This is a genomic window from Alkalihalobacterium chitinilyticum, from assembly GCF_029028005.1.
GTDB lineage: Bacteria > Bacillota > Bacilli > Bacillales > Bacillaceae_F > Alkalihalobacterium > Alkalihalobacterium chitinilyticum.
Window position 1 is genome coordinate 26,971 of sequence record NZ_JAOTPO010000014.1, and the last position, 20,088, is coordinate 47,058.

At 39.1% G+C, this 20,088-nt stretch carries 15 protein-coding genes and 1 pseudogene; 14 read left to right on the forward strand and 2 right to left on the reverse strand.

The window, feature by feature from the left end:
• Positions 1-2: 2 nt before the first annotated feature.
• The 8 genes from ligA (at position 3) to gatB (ending at position 10,073) form a co-directional block, all read left to right on the forward strand.
• Positions 3-2,015 carry an NAD-dependent DNA ligase LigA gene (ligA, locus tag N7Z68_RS17715; protein WP_275119812.1) on the forward strand — a complete coding sequence of 671 codons (2,013 nt, stop codon included), beginning with the start codon at positions 3-5 and terminating at the stop codon, positions 2,013-2,015.
• A gap of 78 nt (positions 2,016-2,093) precedes the next feature.
• A complete protein-coding gene (locus N7Z68_RS17720) occupies positions 2,094-3,266 on the forward strand; it encodes a CamS family sex pheromone protein (RefSeq protein ID WP_275119813.1) in 1,173 nt (390 codons plus the stop codon).
• A gap of 333 nt (positions 3,267-3,599) precedes the next feature.
• A complete protein-coding gene (locus N7Z68_RS17725) occupies positions 3,600-4,022 on the forward strand; it encodes a cell wall hydrolase (RefSeq protein ID WP_275119902.1) in 423 nt (140 codons plus the stop codon).
• Positions 4,023-4,047: 25 nt separating this feature from the next.
• Positions 4,048-4,506 (forward strand): spore coat protein GerQ, encoded by a 459-nt coding sequence (gene gerQ / locus N7Z68_RS17730; protein ID WP_275119814.1) that lies wholly within the window; start codon positions 4,048-4,050, stop codon positions 4,504-4,506.
• A gap of 569 nt (positions 4,507-5,075) precedes the next feature.
• On the forward strand, positions 5,076-6,593 hold the full coding sequence (gene putP, locus N7Z68_RS17735; RefSeq protein ID WP_275119815.1) for a sodium/proline symporter PutP: 1,518 nt from the start codon (positions 5,076-5,078) through the stop codon (positions 6,591-6,593).
• Positions 6,594-6,860: 267 nt separating this feature from the next.
• Positions 6,861-7,151 (forward strand): Asp-tRNA(Asn)/Glu-tRNA(Gln) amidotransferase subunit GatC, encoded by a 291-nt coding sequence (gene gatC, locus N7Z68_RS17740; RefSeq protein WP_275119816.1) that lies wholly within the window; start codon positions 6,861-6,863, stop codon positions 7,149-7,151.
• A 13-nt stretch (positions 7,152-7,164) separates the two neighbouring features.
• Positions 7,165-8,625, forward strand: coding sequence for an Asp-tRNA(Asn)/Glu-tRNA(Gln) amidotransferase subunit GatA (gene gatA / locus N7Z68_RS17745; RefSeq protein ID WP_275119817.1), 1,461 nt, complete (start codon positions 7,165-7,167; stop codon positions 8,623-8,625).
• A 14-nt stretch (positions 8,626-8,639) separates the two neighbouring features.
• The gene (gene gatB / locus N7Z68_RS17750) at positions 8,640-10,073 is read left to right on the forward strand and encodes an Asp-tRNA(Asn)/Glu-tRNA(Gln) amidotransferase subunit GatB (RefSeq protein ID WP_275119818.1); all 1,434 of its coding nucleotides are present in this window, start codon (positions 8,640-8,642) and stop codon (positions 10,071-10,073) included.
• A 381-nt stretch (positions 10,074-10,454) separates the two neighbouring features.
• Here gatB and N7Z68_RS17755 read toward each other — a convergent pair whose 3' ends face one another.
• Positions 10,455-11,987, reverse strand: coding sequence for a glycine betaine uptake BCCT transporter (locus N7Z68_RS17755; protein ID WP_275119819.1), 1,533 nt, complete (start codon positions 11,985-11,987; stop codon positions 10,455-10,457).
• Between the two features lie 252 nt (positions 11,988-12,239).
• Here N7Z68_RS17755 and N7Z68_RS17760 point away from each other — a divergent pair, with 252 nt between their 5' ends.
• The 4 genes from N7Z68_RS17760 (at position 12,240) to rlmD (ending at position 16,745) form a co-directional block, all read left to right on the forward strand.
• Entirely contained in the window at positions 12,240-12,842 is a 603-nt protein-coding gene (locus N7Z68_RS17760) for a DedA family protein (RefSeq protein WP_275119820.1), read from the forward strand.
• Positions 12,843-13,038: 196 nt separating this feature from the next.
• A complete protein-coding gene (locus N7Z68_RS17765; protein ID WP_275119821.1) occupies positions 13,039-14,190 on the forward strand; it encodes an amidohydrolase in 1,152 nt (383 codons plus the stop codon).
• Between the two features lie 129 nt (positions 14,191-14,319).
• A complete protein-coding gene (locus N7Z68_RS17770; RefSeq protein ID WP_275119822.1) occupies positions 14,320-15,210 on the forward strand; it encodes a diacylglycerol kinase in 891 nt (296 codons plus the stop codon).
• Positions 15,211-15,368: 158 nt separating this feature from the next.
• On the forward strand, positions 15,369-16,745 hold the full coding sequence (rlmD, locus tag N7Z68_RS17775; RefSeq protein WP_275119823.1) for a 23S rRNA (uracil(1939)-C(5))-methyltransferase RlmD: 1,377 nt from the start codon (positions 15,369-15,371) through the stop codon (positions 16,743-16,745).
• A 669-nt stretch (positions 16,746-17,414) separates the two neighbouring features.
• On the opposite strand, the pseudogene N7Z68_RS17780 reads toward rlmD, so the two are convergent.
• Positions 17,415-18,359: pseudogene (locus N7Z68_RS17780) on the reverse strand (DsbA family protein).
• A gap of 194 nt (positions 18,360-18,553) precedes the next feature.
• Here N7Z68_RS17780 and N7Z68_RS17785 point away from each other — a divergent pair.
• Positions 18,554-19,123: a TetR/AcrR family transcriptional regulator gene (locus N7Z68_RS17785; RefSeq protein WP_275119824.1), complete on the forward strand. Its 570-nt coding sequence runs from the start codon at positions 18,554-18,556 to the stop codon at positions 19,121-19,123.
• A 595-nt stretch (positions 19,124-19,718) separates the two neighbouring features.
• Positions 19,719-20,015 carry a WXG100 family type VII secretion target gene (locus tag N7Z68_RS17790; RefSeq protein WP_275119825.1) on the forward strand — a complete coding sequence of 99 codons (297 nt, stop codon included), beginning with the start codon at positions 19,719-19,721 and terminating at the stop codon, positions 20,013-20,015.
• The last annotated feature ends 73 nt before the right edge of the window (positions 20,016-20,088 follow it).

Consider the following 20,088-nt stretch of genomic DNA (forward strand, 5'->3'; position numbering starts at 1 on the left):
ACATGGAAAAGCATGAAGCGAAATCTCGGATTGACCAATTAAGAGAGCTTTTAAATGACTATGGTCATCACTACTATGTATTGGACAAGCCAATCGTTTCTGATGCGGAGTATGACCAACTAATGCAGGAGCTTATCTCCTTAGAACAACAACATCCAGAGTTTTTAACAGATGATTCTCCTTCCGTCCGTATTGGAGGAGAACCGCTGCCATTTTTTGATAAGGTACAACATGATGTTCCTATGTTAAGCTTAGGAAATGCGTTTAATGAAGAAGATTTACGCGATTTTGACCGTCGTGTGAAACAAGGGGTAAACGGTGCTGAACCTACTTATAGCTGCGAATTAAAAATAGATGGACTAGCAGTTTCGCTCAAGTATGAACAAGGGAAGTTTAGTCGCGGGGCTACTCGTGGAGATGGTTCGGTCGGCGAAGACATTACCCAAAACTTAAAAACAATCCGTTCGATACCATTGCGACTAAAGGAAGATGTGACTTTAGAAGTTCGCGGCGAAGCCTTTATGCCGAAACGCTCATTTGAAAAATTAAATGAAGCAAAAGAGGCGGCTGGAGAAGAAAAGTTCGCCAACCCTAGAAACGCAGCAGCTGGTTCGCTTCGTCAATTAGACCCCAAAATAGCGGCAAAACGTAATCTTGATATTTTTCTATATTCACTTGGTCGAATTGAAAATGATCAGATTACTTCACATCATCAAGCATTGAATTACTTACAAGATTTAGGATTAAAGATTAATCAAGAAAATCGCCACTGTAAAACCATTGATGAAGTCATTGAATATGTTCAAAGCTGGGTGGAGAAAAGGCCAGACTTGCCATATGAGATTGATGGTATTGTAATAAAGGTTGATGAGCTTGACCAACAGAAAACACTAGGATTTACAGCAAAAAGTCCACGTTGGGCGATTGCTTATAAGTTCCCAGCTGAAGAAGTGGTCACAAAGTTAATTGGGATCGACTTGAATGTCGGGCGGACAGGGGTAGTTACTCCAACAGCTTTGCTAGAACCTGTTACAGTTGCTGGTACTACTGTGAAGAGAGCTTCATTGCACAATGAAGACTTGATCCGCGAAAAAGATATTAAAATTGGTGATTCCGTTGTAGTGAAAAAAGCAGGTGACATCATCCCAGAGGTCGTTAACGTACTACTTGAATTACGAACAGGAGAAGAGCAAGATTTTCATATGCCGACACATTGTCCTGAATGTGAAAGTGAACTTGTTCGACTCGAGGGTGAAGTAGCTTTACGTTGTATCAACCCAAAGTGTCCAGCGCAAATTCGCGAAGGGTTAACTCATTTTGTTTCTCGAAACGCTATGAATATCGATGGTTTAGGAGAACGAGTGATTGCCCAACTTTTTGCTGAAGGGCTTGTAGAAGATGTTGCTGATTTATATAAGCTAAAGAGAGAGCAATTACTGCAGCTCGAAAGAATGGGTGAGAAATCGGTTGATAACTTACTTAGTGCAATCGAAGCAACAAAAGAAAACTCACTTGAGAAATTACTATTTGGTTTAGGAATTCGTTTTGTTGGTGCTAAAGCGGCGAAAACGTTAGCGATGCACTTTGAGACGATCGAAGCACTTCAAGAAGCTGATTACGAAACACTGAAAGCGGTAAATGAAATTGGTGAAAAAATGGCTAATTCCATAGTGAACTACTTTCAGCAGGAAGAAGTGATCGAGTTAATTAATGAGCTAAAAGAACTTGGTGTGAGTATGACGTATAAAGGGCCTAAACTTCCATCTGCCGAAGACGTTCAGGAAAGCCCGTTCTTAGGTAAGACGGTTGTACTTACGGGGAAATTAGCTCAGTTAACGAGAGATGAAGCAAAAGAAAAGGTTGAAGCTCTAGGTGGAAAAGTAACTGGAAGTGTCAGTAAAAAAACCGATCTAGTAATTGCTGGTGAAGATGCAGGCTCTAAATTAGAAAAAGCCAAACAATTAGGGATTACGGTATGGAGTGAAGAAGAATTCATCCAAGAAACGACTAGCTAGTTTGGTTAAATGAATAACCCTCCTCTTAAATAAACGTTTGTTTAAGAGGAGGTTTAATACGGAGTAGGAGTGATGAAGATGATTAAACGAGCGATACCTTTTGCTCTTTGCAGCGTCATCTTTTTGTCAGGTTGTTTTCCTTTTTTACAGCCAGAGGAGCAGTTGATAGAAGAGGAATTAGAAGGGGAAGACCAAATTGTTGAATTGAGCCCGGAAGTGTATACACCTGAAAACTACTATCGAAGTGTTCTATATGATGGGTCCTATACTCATGGTGAAAGCAGAGGCTTTAGTAATGCTGTTGTATACAATCGTCTTGATATCGAACAGTTGGAATTAGGTTTAATGGGGCTGGCTAATGAAAGATTCGATCCAGAAAAGTATTTTTTTAGGGAAGGCCAGTTTATTTCTCGTGATGAACTAAATAATTGGTTAATACGATATCATGAAGACGATAATCCTCAAGGTTTAAATCCGCCCCTTGGATCAGGGGACACATTAAGAGATCAAGAGGAAAACCAACCCCGTTATTTGTCTCATATATTAGAACATAACTATTTAGTAGAAAATGCAAACGGCCAGCTGGAGTTAGGTGGAGTCGTTATTGGTCTGTCTATGAATACGGTTTATAACTATCGTATTTTTGATGATCAAGGAAGAATATATCGATACGAAGTTGATATTGATCAGAAAAAAATGGAGGCTGAAGGAAAGCGAATGGCCGAAGAAATTGTTGCGCGTTTGCGCAACCCTAATCGTGAAGAAGGAGCATTAGAAAATGTTCCAATTATCGTGGCATTGTTTCAAGAAGAAAAACGAGAAGCAATTGTACCCGGAAATTTCATCATGAAGGGTGTTGCTGAGCCTCAACGCCAAGTTGACAGATGGCAAGCAATTAATCAGAAGTACTATTTTTATCCTTCTACTCGTGCAAACAATGAGCAGCGAAATGATGCGGAACGTTTCTTAAAGTTTAAAGAAGAAATCAATGATTTCTTCGACAACTATGTCGGTGTCGTAGGTAAAGGGTTTTATAAAGATGAACAGCTTACAGAACTGACGATTGAAATCCCGATTCGTTTCCAAGGGAAGGCCGAAATCATTGCACTTACACAATTTTCAGCCGATCGAATTGCACAACGTTTTCCAAGTAACCTAAAAATACAAGTGTATATCACATCTGTATCTGGACAAGAGGCCCTTATTGTTCGCAATCCGAATGAAGATCCTTTTATCCATATTTACAGATAACGCACGAGTTATTAAAAACAACAAAAACGCAGGGGGTGCTAAATCCTCTGCGTTTTTTGGTGTGATTTTATTAGGCGAATAACTCTGTTAACCTTCCTTTGTGAAATTAGTTTTTCTATTTCGATACTCACTATCAATCCAAACTTGTGTATCGAAAATCGAGGAAAACACAAGAGTGTTTACTTTTTATAATACATTTTCAAAGTTTGGGCGGATAGGCAAGCTACGAAAACGTGCTTTAGGCAATAAGTTACTGTATAAGATGAAGGGAGTGAGAATATGGGTAGGCGAATAAATCATACTGAAAATGACGTGAACTCGTTAGCGAGGCTCATGCTGGCCGAAGCGATTGGTGAAGGCGCCGAAGGGATGGATATGGTAGGAACGGTTGTGGCCAATCGGGTTGAGGCAGACTGTGAACCTGACTTCAGAAATTTACGCAATATCAGACATGCTATCTATCATGAGATTCCAGGAACTGGAATACCTCACTTTGAACCTGTTTTAAATGGAGCCTTGTATACACAGCGTCCCACAGAGGAGGACCTGCAGAGGGCCAGGAATATATTGAATGGTCATAGGAATCCTCGAGCCCGAATGAACTTGTGGTTTTTTAATCCAAGTCCAGGGCAAGCATTCCGTGACCCTTGTACCCCAACGATGCCACGATCGCCCATGACACAGTTTGATTTTGCACACAGAAATCATTGCTTCTATGTCGGTGTACCGGGCTACTGCCCTGAGTTTTATAGATGAATTATTATAAGGAGATGAACTTATCATGACTTGCGGAAACTCTAGTTATAATCCAATGAGCTTTTCCCCTGGTTTTTATCCGTCTACTATGATGCAAGCACCTGCTATACAACAACCAACTGGCTTCCCGATGGGTATGCATTCTGGACCTGCATATAATGTGCCTGTTGTTCCGATGGGAACTGGACAGATGCTGCCGACAGGCAGGGTGGAAGAATCATTTATTGAAAATATCCTGCGCTTTAACAAAGGCAAGGTTGGTACCTTCTACTTTACTTACCAAGGGAACAATAGATGGAATGCAATGGTTTACCAAGGTCGTGTGGAAACGGCTGGCCGTGACCATATCATCATCAGTGACCCGGCCAGCGGTAAACGCTATCTGCTGTTGATGGCAAATCTTGACTGGGTAGAATTCGATGAACGAATTAACTATCCTCACATGGAGATAAGTCCGGCTATCCAATTGGATGTATCGGAGTGATGTTGTAGAACTCTAAAACCAGCTGCCATTTAGTTTTTGATCGATGCTCCTAATGTTTATAGCATCATCGCTTGCTGTGCTCAGCTTTTGGAGCGTATCGATCATCCCTGCACCTGGTGTATAGCAAAGTAAATAACCGAAATTTCTTGGCGACTGAAAGGTCGCCTTTTTTCATTTTCTGCTCTCCTCATCAAATAAATCGCGCACAAATTATTATTCATTTTAGTGAATATTTACTATAATTAATCTACTATAGAACCTATTATTAAATTTACTGCTGTATCAATATTCATTCACGTTTAGGTGCAACAATCATTTAAATGTTCGTACATCTTTAATGTGTTAAGGTATTAAAAGAGTGCACCATTCAATCAAGACGATGCTGTTTAAAAGTCAATTGAAAATATTTTGAACATTGTCAGGACGTTAGATGCATAGATTTTGCATAAAGGGGGTGTAGGAATGGAACATCAATTAACGTTAGCTACATCTGTTTTACTATGGGTCCCAATGCTTTTATTAATCGTTTTTTCATTAGTAAGCTTGATTAAAGAAAGGAGAGAATAACTTTGGAGGTTGCAACGTTATTTACGTTTATCATTTATCTTGTTGGAATGTTAGCTATTGGAATTATCGCTTATCGTTTAACTAACAATCTATCTGACTACGTGTTAGGCGGTCGCCGACTTAACGGAAGTGTTGCTGCATTAAGTGCGGGTGCCTCGGATATGAGTAGTTGGTTGCTTTTAGGTTTGCCAGGTGCGCTGTATATCGGTGGAATGGGTGAGATCTGGATTGCAGTAGGCCTTGCAATTGGTGCGTATCTAAACTGGCAGTATGTTGCTGCTCGTTTAAGAAAGTATACAGAAGTCGCAAATGATTCTATTACTCTACCAGACTTTTTCGAAAATCGATTTCATGACAAATCAAAGATCCTTCGAATGGTGTCAGCCCTAGTCATCTTGCTGTTTTTTGCTTTTTATACATCAGCAGGACTTGTGGGTGGCGCGTTGTTATTTGAAGCATCTTTTGGAATGACTTATACACAAGCACTTTGGATTGGTGCGATTGTTATCATTTCTTACACGTTTTTAGGTGGTTTTTTAGCGGTTAGTTGGACAGATTTTTTTCAAGGGATTTTGATGTTTCTTGCATTAATTATTGTTCCGGTTGTTGCTGTATCAAAATTAGGTGGTTGGCAAACAACACTAAATGCTGTCGGTGAAATTGATCCTGCCTATTTAGATGCGTTCCAAGGAGCTACGATTTTGGGTGTCATATCATTGTTAGCTTGGGGATTAGGTTACTTTGGTCAACCTCATATCATAACGAGGTTCATGGCTGTAAAATCAGTAAAGGAAATTCCTAAAGCACGCTTTATTGGGATGACGTGGATGGTTCTCGCATTATTTGGAGCTATTTTTACAGGCTTTGTTGGGATTGCCTATTTTTCAGTGAACGGGCCAGAAGCAGCCATTTCAGCTGGGGCTCATGAAACTGTATTTATATTGTTTACTCAAGTTTTATTCGATCCTTGGGTAGCGGGCTTTCTCCTTGCTGCTATACTAGCTGCAATTATGAGTACAATTGATTCACAGTTGCTTGTTTCATCAAGTGCTTTAGCTGAAGATTTTTACAAAGGCATGATACGAAAAAGTGCATCAGAAACAGAGCTCGTTTGGGTTGGGAGAATAGGTGTTGTTGCCATTGCGTTGATCGCCATCCTTCTCGCCTACAATCCAAATAATTCAGTTTTAAATTTAGTCGGTTATGCTTGGGCAGGGTTTGGTGCAGCGTTTGGTCCATTGATTATTTTTTCATTATTTTGGAAAAGGATGACACGTAACGGTGCTCTTGCGGGAATGCTTACGGGGGGAATTACTGTTGTAATATGGGATCTCTTATCAACACCTCCAAATGGCCCGGATGGTACGCCGTTGCCGCAATCAGAAGCGATTATTCCGTTTGGGCTCTATGAAATCGTTCCTGGTTTTATCTTTGCTGCCATTGCAATTGTAGTCGTTAGTTTGCTAGGTAAGGTGCCTAATCAGGAAATACAAGAAGAGTTTGAGCGAGCAAGATTATAACAGCGGCTTTGGCATACTTACTCGTTTTAAAATTTTAAGATGTAATCAATCAAGCAAAACCATGAGGATAATTCTACTATCCTCATGGTTTTTTATTTGTTTGAAAGCAATTAAAGACTTGAAACAGTGAAAAATGGAAACCCTTATACTTTCTGTAATATTTCGATAATTTGTCAAGTGTTGTTATAATGGGGTTTATTGCCTATTACTACGTAATTTGGTATGATCTATTTATTGTGAAAATGAACGATTTTTGGAGGTGGAAGGATGGCACGTATCACAAAGGACGAGGTAAAGCATGTCGCGAACTTGGCACGCTTATCTGTTACAGAAGAAGAAGCTGAGATGTTTACAAAACAACTAGATGCAATCATCTCATTTGCTGAGCAGCTAAATGAGTTAGATACGGATGGCATTGAAGCGACAACACATGTATTAGATGTGAGAAATGTAATGCGTGAAGATGAGGTAAGAGAATCGTTACCGAGGGAAGAGGTATTAAAGAACGCACCAGATGAGCAGGATGGACAAGTTAAAGTTCCGTCGATCCTTGAGTAGAGGAGGGGTATAAATGTCGTTATTAGAAGGAAGTATTTCAGAAATACATAATCGTTTACATAATAAAGAAGTATCTGTTTCAGAACTCGTGAATGCATCTTACGACAGAATTCAAGCTGTTGATGAGAAAGTTAAGGCATTTATCACGTTAGACGAGGAAAAAGCAAGAAATTATGCAAAAACATTAGATGAGGCACTCAGTTCAAATGATAAAAGAGGTCTCCTTTTTGGGATTCCAGCCGGTATCAAGGATAATATCGTCACAAGAGGGTTAACGACCACTTGTTCAAGTAAATTATTAGCTAATTTCGAGCCCATGCATAATGCAACTGTAATTGAACATTTGCAAGGTGCTCAGTCAGTAACAATTGGTAAGTTGAATATGGATGAATTTGCGATGGGGTCTTCTACGGAAAACTCTGGATTTTTTAATACAAGAAATCCATGGAATACTGATTACGTCCCTGGTGGATCTAGTGGAGGTTCTGCAGCATCTGTAGCAGCTGGAGAAGTTGTATTCTCATTAGGTTCGGATACTGGAGGATCGATCCGTCAACCTGCATCCTATTGTGGAGTAGTTGGACTTAAGCCAACGTATGGACGTGTTTCGCGCTTTGGACTCGTTGCTTTTGCATCTTCTTTAGATCAAATCGGGCCGATAACGCGGTCGGTTGAAGATAATGCTTTAGTTCTTCAAGTGCTTGCAGGCTACGACAAAATGGATTCTACTTCAGCGAATGTAGAAACATCGGACTATCTTTCAGCGCTGACAGGTGAAGTAAAAGGATTAAAAATTGCTGTACCAAAAGAGTATTTGGCTGAAGGTGTTAACGAAGATGTGAAAAACCGTATTCTTGAATCATTAAAGGTGCTTGAAGGAATGGGTGCTACATGGGAAGAAGTTTCCCTACCTCATTCTAAATATGCAGTTGCCACGTACTATTTACTAGCTTCATCTGAGGCTTCTGCTAATTTAGCTCGTTTTGACGGTGTACGCTATGGTGTGCGTTCAGATAACGCTGCCAACTTAATTGAAATGTATAAAGAAACACGAAGTAAAGGCTTTGGTGATGAAGTAAAACGCCGTATTATGCTGGGAACGTATGCATTAAGTTCAGGCTACTACGATGCTTATTATAAAAAAGCTCAAAAAGTCCGTACATTGATTAAAAAAGACTTTGAAGATGTTTTTGAAAATTATGATGTAATTATTGGTCCTACAGCACCGACAACCGCATTTAAAATTGGTGAGAAGATCAATGACCCATTAACTATGTATGCCAATGATATTTTAACGATCCCAGTGAACTTAGCAGGTGTACCAGCTATTTCAGTTCCATGCGGCTTAGGGGAAAATGGAATGCCAATCGGATTACAAATTATCGGTAAGCATTTTGATGAGAATACCGTTTACCGCGTAGCTCATGCATATGAGCAAGCAACAGAACATCATAAAGCGAAACCGGAACTTTAAGGGGGGATAAACAAATGAAATTCGAAACGGTAATTGGATTAGAAGTCCACGTCGAGTTAAAGACCAATTCAAAAATCTTTTGTGGCTGTTCGACTGAGTTTGGTGCCCCGCCGAATACACACACATGTCCAATTTGTTTAGGACATCCAGGAGTACTGCCAGTTTTAAATAAGCAAGCTGTTGAATATGCAATGCGAGCGTCGATTGCGTTAAATTGTGAAATCGCACAAGAAACAACGTTCGATCGAAAAAATTATTTCTACCCAGACAGTCCAAAAGCGTATCAAATTTCTCAGTTTGATAAACCAATCGGAGAACACGGATCGATTGAAATTGAAGTGAACGGAGAAAAGAAAACGATTGGGATCACACGGATTCACCTTGAAGAGGATGCAGGGAAACTAACACACTCAGAGTACGGTGATTACTCGTTAGTTGACTTTAACCGTGTGGGAACACCGTTAATTGAAATTGTATCTGAGCCTGATATCCGCACACCGGAAGAAGCTTATGCTTACTTGGAAAAATTAAAAGCGATCCTTGAATATACGGAAGTCTCTGACTGCAAAATGGAAGAAGGATCATTACGTTGTGATGCTAACATTTCTCTTCGTCCAGTCGGACAGAAGGAATTCGGTACTAAAACAGAGCTTAAGAATTTAAACTCATTTGCTAACGTTCAAAAGGGCTTAGCATATGAAGAGATTCGTCAAGAAAGAGAACTGTTGGAAGGAAACGTGATCCACCAAGAAACTCGTCGATGGGATGATGGAAAGAAAGAAACGATCTTAATGCGTGTAAAAGAAGGATCAGACGACTACCGTTACTTCCCAGACCCGGATCTCGTATCTACTTTTATTGATGAGGAGTGGAAAGAGCGTGTCCGCAGCCAAATCCCAGAGCTTCCTCATGAGCGCCAAGCTCGTTATATAGCTGAGTTAAACCTTTCAGATTATGACGCGCAAGTATTGACGGCTTCAAAGGCGATGTCAGATTTCTTTGAAAAGACATTAGCTCAAGGCGGCGATGCAAAACAAGTGGCTAACTGGTTAATGGGTGATGTGTCAGCGTACTTAAATTCAAATAACAAAGAAATTGGTGAGGTACCATTAACGCCAGAAAGTCTGACAAAAATGATTACTTTGATTGAAAAAGGTACGATTTCATCGAAGATTGCTAAAACAGTCTTTAAAGAAATGATCGAAAATGGCGGCGATCCAGAAACGATCGTAAAAGAAAAAGGACTCGTGCAAATTTCAGATGAAGGAGAATTGCGCAGCATCGTTGTTGCCATTCTTGATAATAACCAACAATCTGTTGATGATTTTAAAGCAGGAAAACAAAAAGCGATTGGTTTCTTAGTCGGGCAAGTGATGAAAGAAACAAAAGGAAAAGCTAATCCGCCAATGGTTAACAAGCTAATTGCTGAGGAGATTGGCAAACGTTAGGCTTGGTATGATGAATATGAAAATAGGGAACACACAGGTCCTTATTTTGTCCAAAACGGTGAATTTCTTAGTAATAGGACACTGAGAGGCCGTTATTAAGTACTAATCGTTACGTTTTTTAGCGATTTTAAGCAAATAAGGGCTACTGGAGTCCACAAGTGACTTAAAAAGGTGATTTCCGTTAAAATAAGGGCCTTATGAGTCCGTAAAAAAAACAACGAACAAATAAGTCAGAGTAATTTACAAAAACGGTCTCGATAGTGTTTAGGAGTAATGCTTCTAACACTAGTAGAGACCGTTTTTTTAATACATTAAAATTCGTACGGCGCGCTCCAGTCCGTACGTCGCTAAACGGGAGCTTGCGCTTTGCTTAAATAAGTTTTATGTTGGATTGGGTCTTTCTTTCATTACAGTTTCTTTCTTCCGTTCTTTTTGTTTTTTAGGACCCATTTCGGCATTTAAAGATTTAACCATTGAGAAGGCCATCGCAATTAGAACAAACGTTAAAGGAAACGCACTAACGATAATCGCCGTCTGCAGACCAGCCAACCCGCCAGTATACATTAAGATGGCAGCTGAGGCTGCTAATAGGATCCCCCACACATATTTAATAATATTGGGCGGCTCTAAACTTCCAGTTGTCGTTTGCATTCCGAGGACAAATGTAGCTGAATCAGCGGATGTGATAAAGAAAACGGTAATTAAAAACAGGGTAATGATAATCAACAAAGCACTTAGCGGTAGCTGTTGAAAAACTAGAAATAAAGCCGTTTCAAGGGTTTGTTCGGAGATTGGAATACCTAAATTGTATTCAAGATGAATACCGGTACCGCCAAAAACGGCAAACCATAAAGCACAGACAATCGTTGGGATGAACAAAACAGCCACTACGAATTCTCTAACGGTACGCCCTCTCGAAACACGTGCAATAAATGTCCCGACAAACGGCGCCCACGCAATCCACCATGCCCAATAAAAAATCGTCCACCCTTGTATCCAAGCTGCATTATCCGCATTAAAAGGGGCCAATCGTAATCCCATCGCAGGTAAATTTTGAATATAAGAACCTAAAGTGGTAGTAAAAAGCTCTAACAAGAACACAGTAGGTCCGAGAAAAAGTACACCAAAAAATAAAAGTACGGCTAATATCATATTTGTATTGCTCAAATATTTAATTCCTCTTTTAATTCCAGTGCCGGCTGAAATGAGGAACAGCACTGTGATGATTGCTATAATTAACAGCTGGATACCAAATGTATTAGGAATACCGGTAACGTAGCTCAGTCCTCCATTAATTTGAGCTGCACCTAAACCGAGGGAAGCAGCAACCCCAAAGATGGTAGCAAAGACCGCAACGACATCAATAACTCCGCCAATCGGTCCTTTTGTTTTCTCTCCTAATATCGGATATAACGTAGCACTAAGTAATCCGGGATAGCCTTTTCTGAATTTAAAATAGGCCAGTCCTAACGCAATCGTTGCGTAAATCGCCCACGCATGAAATCCCCAGTGGAGATATGTATACCTTAAAGCCTGCGTAGCTGCCGCACTCGTCCCAGCTTCGCCTAAAGGAGGGTTAGCAAAGTGCGAGATTGGCTCAGAGACACCGAAAAAAAGGAGACCAATACCCATCCCGGCGCTAAACAACATCGCAAACCAAGTCGGGCGACTGAACTCTGGTTTATCCTCATCTTTCCCGAGCTTTATTTTCCCGTAGCGACTGAAAATGAGAAACAAAGCAAAGATAAGAAAGAAAGTAGCCGAAAGTTGGTAGAACCAACCAAAGTTTTGTAAAAAGAAGCCTAATGTAACATCCATAACACTAGTTAATTGATTTGGTAATAGGACACCCCAAAGTACGAATACAATTGCAATTACAACAGATATCCAGAATACCTTAGTCGCTTTCTCCATATGTACACGCTCCTTTCGTTTACCATAGTTTTTCATGGTTTTATTTCTTTATGTGTTTTTAAAACGTTTGGTAATATGTAGTAGAGTTGCATAGTTATAAGTAAATCGTACGCAAGTCGAAACGCCACAAGTTTTTTCAGGATAATTTAAAGAGCACATTAATTGGTTTATTTTCTATAATGGTGTAAATTGGTACTAACGCGAAGAAATTCAGCATGTCTTTTTCCGAACAAATAGGGAGAGGGTGCAACAATGGAATGGGAAATGGTGGTTTCAATTTTATATGAATTTGGTTATGGGGGCTTATTTCTGTGGCTTTGGCTAGGAATGTTTATTTTTCCTGTTCCTAATGAAGTCATTGTAATAAGTATCGGGTGGTTATCTCACGGTTATTTAGAAGCTATTCCAGCTTTTGCCGCAGCTTACTTTGGTATTATTGCTGCCACGACAACGACATTTTTATTGGGTCGGTTTGCTGGCGCCCCTCTTCTAAACAAATTGAAAAACAGAAGTGTTATAAGAAAAGGCAAGAAAATGATTGATGATCATGGCACCTATGCACTAGTTTTCTGTAGCTTTTTTGCTGGATTACGACATGCGATTCCGTTTTTATGCGGGACTCGGAAATTATCATTCGTAACATTTGCTGTAGTTTCATATACTAGTAGTTTCATATGGTGTTCTCTTTACTTTGCGTTTGGACGATTTATCCTTGTTACTGGGATTGAAAACCTACAACAGCACAACCTATACTTGGTTTCGGTTGTTGTTTTTGTGATTGCTGTCGTCGGCTTTTTCTTAAGAAATCTGTTTCGAAGTAAGAGAGAGGACGAAGCAACAACCTATACAAGTTAGTATATTTTGAAATTAATTAAAAAATATAATAGTTTGTCTTTGAAATATTTCGATACCCGTAATAAGATATAGGTATCGATTTTTTATTTTTTTGCAGAAGTCGAAGCCTCCTACCAGAGGATCTGCTACATATGAGGTTCAATATTTATATACAATAGGCGTAAACAATTGCAATTTATTAAAGGAGTTGTTGCACATGAAGGCAATTATTAATGCACATATTTTAGGTGAAAATGAAATCACAAAAGGGACACTTTTATTTAAAGACGGAAAACTAGTTAATGTAGGGAAAAAAGAGGATGTAAAGATTCCAGCAGAAGCAGAAGTCATTGATGCAAATGGAAGATACGTAACACCTGGATTTATTGATGCTCATACCCACTTAGGAATTGATGAAGAAGGTGTACGTTGGGAAGGACAAGATTATAACGAAACCACTTCAGCTGTAACGCCACATTTACGTGCGATGGACGCTATTTATCCGTATGATCAAGGGTTTCATGATGCGGTAGCATCAGGAGTTACAACGGCTCAAGTATTACCGGGGAGTGCAAATGTCATCGGCGGTTTAACGGTCTGTATTAAAATTAGACTCGGAAAATCAGTAGATGAGATGGTGGTCCGTCAGCCGTCAGGGTTGAAAATTGCCCTTGGTGAAAACCCTAAAGGAGCTCACGGTAATCATGGAAGAGCACCTAAAACAAGAATGGCTGTTGCGGCTATACTTCGTGAACAATTTTCTAAAGCGAAGCACTATATGGAAAAGAAGAAAAACGGTGAGAATGTGTTTGATTTTGAATTAGAGGCTTTACAACTAGCTCTTGAAAAGAAAATTCCTGTTCGTGCTCATGCGCACCGTGCCGATGATATTATGACGGTGATTCGAATTGCAAAAGAGTTTGATTTGGATCTAAGTGTTGAACATACAACAGAAGGACATCAAATTACCCACTTGTTAGCAGAAAGCGGTGCGAAGTTTACAGTCGGACCTACGATTTCAAGCCGTAGTAAAGTAGAGTTAAGAGATAAAGGCTGGCAGACGTATAAAGCTTTAGAAGAGGCGAATATTCCATTTGCCATGACGACAGATCACCCCGTTATTCCGATTCAGTACCTGCAAACTTCTGTAAGCATTGCTGTAAAAGAAGGGTTGTCAGAACTGACAGCATTAAAATCAGTAACAGAACATGCAGCTTCCGTATTAGGTATTGAAGATCGTACAGGTACACTCGAAGTGGGCAAAGATGCTGACATCGTGATATGGGATGCGCATCCGTTAAGAGGTAATAGCTACGCATGGAAGACGTTTGTAGATGGGGAACTTGTGTACGAACAAGAAGCAGAGTAAAGAGAGGCATTAAAAGGGTTGTTAGAAAAAGTTGTGTGATATCACTTGTGTAAGAAGCATGTATCCCTTATCATACAAGTTAATAGATTGTAATAAGATGGATATTACTTCGTAAAAGTGGGAGATAGTATGAAACGAGCCCGAATTATATATAATCCAACGTCCGGAAGAGAGCAAATGCGTAAAAGTTTGCCTTATGTATTAGAACGTCTTGAAAAGGCTGGCTATGAAGCCTCTGCCCATGCAACGACAGGGGAAGGTTGTGCGATTAAGGCAGCTAGGTCAGCAGGTGAGAGAGGCTTTGATTTAGTTATTGCTGCTGGAGGAGATGGGACCATCTTTGAAGTGGTCAATGGGTTAGCAGAATTAGAACAACGACCATTGCTTGGATTAATCCCTGCTGGGACGACGAATGATTTTGCAAGAGCCTTGCATATCCCAAGAGATATTGTAGAAGCTTGTGATGTGTTGTGCGGGGAGCACCAGCAACCAATTGATATTGGCAAAGTAGGCAGTCAATATTTTATCAACATAGCAGCAGGCGGAACACTAACAGAATTAACGTATGAAGTGCCTAGTAAATTAAAAACATTAATGGGACAACTCGCTTATTATATAAAAGGTTTAGAAAAGCTACCGTCCATTTCACCGACTTCTGTAAGAATTGAATATGACGGAAAGCTTTTTGAAGGCGAAATCATGATGTTTTTAGTTTCGAATACGAATTCTGTCGGCGGGTTTGAAAAACTAGCGCCTGATGCCTCAATCCAAGATGGGTTATTTGATTTAATTATCGTTAAAAAAACATCATTTCCTGAATTTATTCGAATCGGTGGTCTCGCGATGCGAGGTGAGCACATGAACCACCCAAAAGTTATCTATACACAAGCTAATCGGATTAAGGTCTATGTTGAAGGAGACATGCAGTTAAACCTTGACGGTGAATATGGCGGGATGTTACCAGGCGAATTTGTCAATCTGTATCAACATTTTCAGATCTTATGTCCTCCCAAAAAATAGGACAACATCAAAAGAGCATCCGATGCTCTTTTTTTGTGCGTTTATGAAAGAAAAAAGTTGAGTCAACGCGGTGGACAAATTTTAACCAAAGTTTTTTATCTACATTCAGTTATGCTACAATCAGGGGAGCATATTTCGGACGTAAAGGAAGAGAGACAATGAGTAAACATAATATACCTGTTCAAAAGAATCAGCAATATGAAGTCATGTTTGAAGATTTAACCCATGAAGGGGCAGCGGTAGCCAAAATCGATGGTTATACTCTTTTTGTACCTAAAGCTCTTCCCGGTGAACGTGGAGTAGTGAAAGTAACAAAAGTAAACAAAGGGTACGGATTCGGCCGGTTAATGGAACGACTAGAAACGAGTGAGCACCGAGCGGAACCGCCTTGTCCTGTTTATCATCAGTGTGGCGGTTGTCAATTGCAGCATTTAAGCTATGACGCCCAACTTAGACAAAAACAGAAGATGGTACAAGATGTACTTGAGAGAATTGGTAAGATTTCAGATATACCAGTTCATCCTACATTAGGAATGGATGACCCGTGGAGGTATCGAAACAAGGCTCAAGTTCCTGTCGCGACAAGAGAGGGTGGACTGGTTGCTGGTTTTTATCAAGAAAGAACCCATCATATCATTGACATGGACGAATGTTTAATTCAACAAGAAGCAAATGATAAAGTCGTTCAAACCGTGAAAGACATTGCAAATAAGCTCCATATTAAAGGATATGATGAAGAAAAGCATAAAGGGGTATTGCGTCACGTTGTAGCCAGATACGGACTAGTCACGAAAGAAGTGATGGTTGTCCTTGTTACTCGAACCAATGATTTACCTCATAAAGAGCAGCTCATCGCAGAAATACGGGATCGACTTCCAGAAGTGAAATCGATCGTTCATAACATAAATACTAGAAGAACCAATGTGATATTTGGCGATCAAACCGATGTTCTATGGGGTGAAGAGTATATTTATGATTATATTGGTGACGTGAAGTTTGCGATTTCTGCCAGATCATTTTATCAAGTCAATCCTGAGCAAACAAAAGTGTTATATGATAAAGCGTTAGAATATGCCCAGTTGTCAAGCGAGGATACGGTAATTGATGCGTATTGTGGAATTGGGACGATTTCGTTATTTTTAGCACAAAAAGCGAAGCACGTCTATGGTGTAGAGATTGTACCGCAAGCCATTGATGATGCAAAGCGAAACGCAAAATTAAACAACATAGACAATGTCGACTTTGCTGTCGGTGAAGCAGAAAAAGTTATCCCGTGGTGGTACGCCCAAGGTATTCGTGCCGATGTCATCGTTGTAGATCCTCCGCGAAAAGGCTGTGACGAAGCGTTACTGAATACCATTATTCAGATGAAACCGAAGCGAGTAGTGTATGTTAGCTGTAATCCGGCAACGTTAGCTCGCGATTTACGAGTACTTGAAGACGGCGGTTATCAAACGAAAGAGGTTCAACCGGTCGACATGTTCCCTCATACGATGCATGTTGAAAGTGTTGCGATTCTAGAGATAAAATTGTAACCCAAAAATAAACATTTCCTAACCAAAATAAACATTTCCGATTTAGACCTGGTTTTCGGTAAAATAAACATTTCCGATTTCCGGGTCTTTTTCATGCTCAGCCCTTGGTATTCCTATCTTTTCTCGATTTTCTCTTCCTTCCATTATCGGTAAACTTTATTTTAACTGCCCAAAAAACCTGAAAAAACCGGTGAAAAAGCGGCTGGAAAACGGCCATTTTTGATTCGAAAATTGTTCAAAATGGGGGTTCGGTCGGAAAACTTTATTTTATCAGCGACGGTGGAATGCGGGTTTAAGGGGGGGGATTTCGGAAGAGTTTATTTTTGTTATACAAAAATAGCTGGACTCCATTATTTCATTAAAAATAACTGTGTAGACGACTTATGAGAGGGTAAGGGTCAGTTAAAGAAAGATATCGGTAAGCTCCTAGTTAAATATAAAAAGTACAAGTTTTATAGGAGTAATTACTTATGCAAGAAGAGTAGCGATTACAAAGCTACTCTTCTTCTTTTTTCTTGAGGAAAAACCTATGGAAGCTACAACAACTATGTTGTAAATATTATTCTTCTTCATTTATACTTATTGGTAGTTCAGAATGGGTTTTCATTTCCTTCCTGAATGGTCTGTTCATCTTGAAATCCATAATCCATAATCCATAGTCTTTCTCTTTTATTTACCAGTCGTTATGAAATACGACTCTCCAAGAAATTTCTTCACTTGATAACTACTTGGTGAAAGTTCACTTTCGATAAAATTGTTACTATCCGATTGCTCAAGATCATACATTACTTCGATTTCTTTTGAGAAAAGGAGTTTTTCGTCTTGAAGTAAAGTTGATAATGCTGGCGGTTGTTCAGGGACAGGCTTTTCACCTAGAACTTGCGTTAATCCATCGATATAAGATTCGAAAGGACGACCACCAACGATTTTAACTCCTTTATTTTCTCCATTAATCATGATAATCGAAGGGAACCCTCTAGCACCAAGTTTTCTAGTTAATCTAATATCTTCATTTAATAATTCATGACCTAATTGTTCGTTAGCTTCTTTTAGAATTGTCTCACCATCTAGTCCTATCCTATTAACGATTTCTTCTAAGACAGGTGCTTCCCCAATGTTTTTATTGAAAATGAAAAGTTCTTCTCTTGCACGACGCAGGTATTCAAATGCTTTTTTCTCACCATGATGTTTTTGAATAATTTTATATACACGAGATGATGGGTAGGATGACTGAACTGGATTGTCAATCATTAGTGAACCATCAATTGGCATGCGATAATGTTCACCAACTTCTCTCCAGTGTCCAGCAACATCGGCAGGTCCGTGAATACCGTTAGCAGGATCTACAGGACCGCCATGTCATTTTTCTAATAAGCCACCCATCACTGTTTTGAAGTTGAAATATTGACCATATTGCTTCATAAAACGACGAAGTGTTGGTTCTAATGCCCAGCAATGTGAGCAGATTGGATCGGTTACATAATATAAATCTATTTTTTTGCTTGGTTGGTTGAAATCAATTACCTCTATTTCATCTTCACCTGTAGTACCACATACACCTGTTTCTAAATCACAAGTCATATTATTATTGTTTTTCAATTCATGTTCCTCCATTTCTGTTTAATAACAACTACACATTTAATCTAAGGAAGGAAAAATTATATGAGTTATTGTCTGATGGTTTTCAATCAGTTGCTTTACAATTGAATTTTAAGCCATAATAAATAAGAAAAACACCAATAGTTCCTTTATTTTGTTGTTTATCCAACAAAATAGAGAATCTGTTTAAAAAGTAGGAGGGATATAAAGTGAATCAACCAAAGACGGACCCTCGAGTTTTGCGTACGCGGAAATTAATTATGGATTCATTCATTGAACTTTCAGGAAAAAAAGAATTTAAGGATATTACGATAAAAGATATTACAACTGAAGCTATGATTAACAGGGCAACTTTTTATTATCATTTTAAAGATATTTACGACTTACTAGAAAAGGTCTTATCAGAAGTATTGTTAGTTAATTTGAATTATGATACTTACGAGATTAATGAACTAAATGAAGAAGCTTTCGTTTGTCTGTTTATAGCGATAACCAATTTTCAAAAGTCATTATCGAATCGGTGCCACAGAGGATACGAAGATACTATTTCTCGAATTATTAGGGATCAACTCGAAGTCATTTTTTATAATATGTTGTTAAAACAACATAAAAAGCAAGAGGATGATGCGCTAAGAATTACTGCGGTCGTATTAAGTTGGGGGATCTACGGAGCTTCTGTAGAATGGAAAAGAAATGGCATGAAGGTACGTCCAGAAGAATTTATTAAACCTGCCATTCCTTATCTTTTGTCTGGGACGGAGTTGCGTTCAGAAATATAACTGTGAGATTATGTACCTCAACAAAAGATTTAGTTCAATAATACCCGTATTCCCTATAAATATACTCGAAATTAGACCAGCAACCCCGTAAATCAAGGAGTTTCAACTGACACTATCTTCCTAGAACTAAAAACCACAACAAGTCCATACCTAAAATAATAGATCTAAGTCTGAAATGCTAAGCAAAGCTACTATATCAATGGTCAACCACTTCCTTAAATTACTGTAACAGGATACCTCTCCCTCTTGTATAAAAAGAATTCATAGGCATTTGAATGGATTCATCAATCATAAACCCATCGTTTCTACTAGATACATAACGTCACTTAGTCCCCATTATAATAGTGGGGGCTATTTGAAGGTTGTATATTCGAGAGACAATTTTCATATCTTCTATAGGTAAAAAGCAATATTTAATCATGGTAAATCGAAGAAAAACTTAGTTACGGTTCTAAATATTCATTTTTAGGAAAATATTCCAACTCAATTGACTCTACATATTGTTAGTAATACCATATTATAGGATAACAAGAAGGGAATTCATTATATTATCCTATGTAATTTCCTGAATTTTGAAAAAGGGAGATGAGTATTCATGGCAGGCCAAATTCGTATGACCCCTGATCAGCTGCAAGCAAAGGCTAAGCGTTACGGTCAGAGTGCACAGCAAATCGATCAAATTTTAAGAGATTTAACTAATTTGCAGGAAGAGTTAAGAGGAGAGTGGGAAGGGCGTGCATTTGAACGCTTTGACGATCAATTCAGAGAATTAAGTCCTCGTGTGCAAGACTTCTCTCGTTTAATGCAAGACATTGAAACACAATTGACTAAAACGGCTGAAGCTGTTGCACAGCAGGATCAAGCTCTTTCTCAAAATTTTGGTCTTAGATAAGAAGCAAAACGAGATAAGTAGCTTTTGAGACTGTACGTGCCTTGGAATGAGCTACATAACAATCGTTGTGTAG

What these genes read in the sequence shown, in the direction of transcription:
- ligA (WP_275119812.1), top strand. Translation starts at nt 3, where the DNA reads ATGGAAAAGCATGAAGCGAAATCTCGGATTGACCAATTAAGAGAGCTT.
- N7Z68_RS17720 (WP_275119813.1), top strand. Translation starts at nt 2,094, where the DNA reads ATGATTAAACGAGCGATACCTTTTGCTCTTTGCAGCGTCATCTTTTTG.
- N7Z68_RS17725 (WP_275119902.1), top strand. Translation starts at nt 3,600, where the DNA reads ATGCTGGCCGAAGCGATTGGTGAAGGCGCCGAAGGGATGGATATGGTA.
- gerQ (WP_275119814.1), top strand. Translation starts at nt 4,048, where the DNA reads ATGACTTGCGGAAACTCTAGTTATAATCCAATGAGCTTTTCCCCTGGT.
- gatC (WP_275119816.1), top strand. Translation starts at nt 6,861, where the DNA reads ATGGCACGTATCACAAAGGACGAGGTAAAGCATGTCGCGAACTTGGCA.
- gatA (WP_275119817.1), top strand. Translation starts at nt 7,165, where the DNA reads ATGTCGTTATTAGAAGGAAGTATTTCAGAAATACATAATCGTTTACAT.
- gatB (WP_275119818.1), top strand. Translation starts at nt 8,640, where the DNA reads ATGAAATTCGAAACGGTAATTGGATTAGAAGTCCACGTCGAGTTAAAG.
- N7Z68_RS17755 (WP_275119819.1), bottom strand. Translation starts at nt 11,987, where the DNA reads ATGGAGAAAGCGACTAAGGTATTCTGGATATCTGTTGTAATTGCAATT.
- N7Z68_RS17760 (WP_275119820.1), top strand. Translation starts at nt 12,240, where the DNA reads ATGGAATGGGAAATGGTGGTTTCAATTTTATATGAATTTGGTTATGGG.
- N7Z68_RS17765 (WP_275119821.1), top strand. Translation starts at nt 13,039, where the DNA reads ATGAAGGCAATTATTAATGCACATATTTTAGGTGAAAATGAAATCACA.
- N7Z68_RS17770 (WP_275119822.1), top strand. Translation starts at nt 14,320, where the DNA reads ATGAAACGAGCCCGAATTATATATAATCCAACGTCCGGAAGAGAGCAA.
- rlmD (WP_275119823.1), top strand. Translation starts at nt 15,369, where the DNA reads ATGAGTAAACATAATATACCTGTTCAAAAGAATCAGCAATATGAAGTC.
- N7Z68_RS17790 (WP_275119825.1), top strand. Translation starts at nt 19,719, where the DNA reads ATGGCAGGCCAAATTCGTATGACCCCTGATCAGCTGCAAGCAAAGGCT.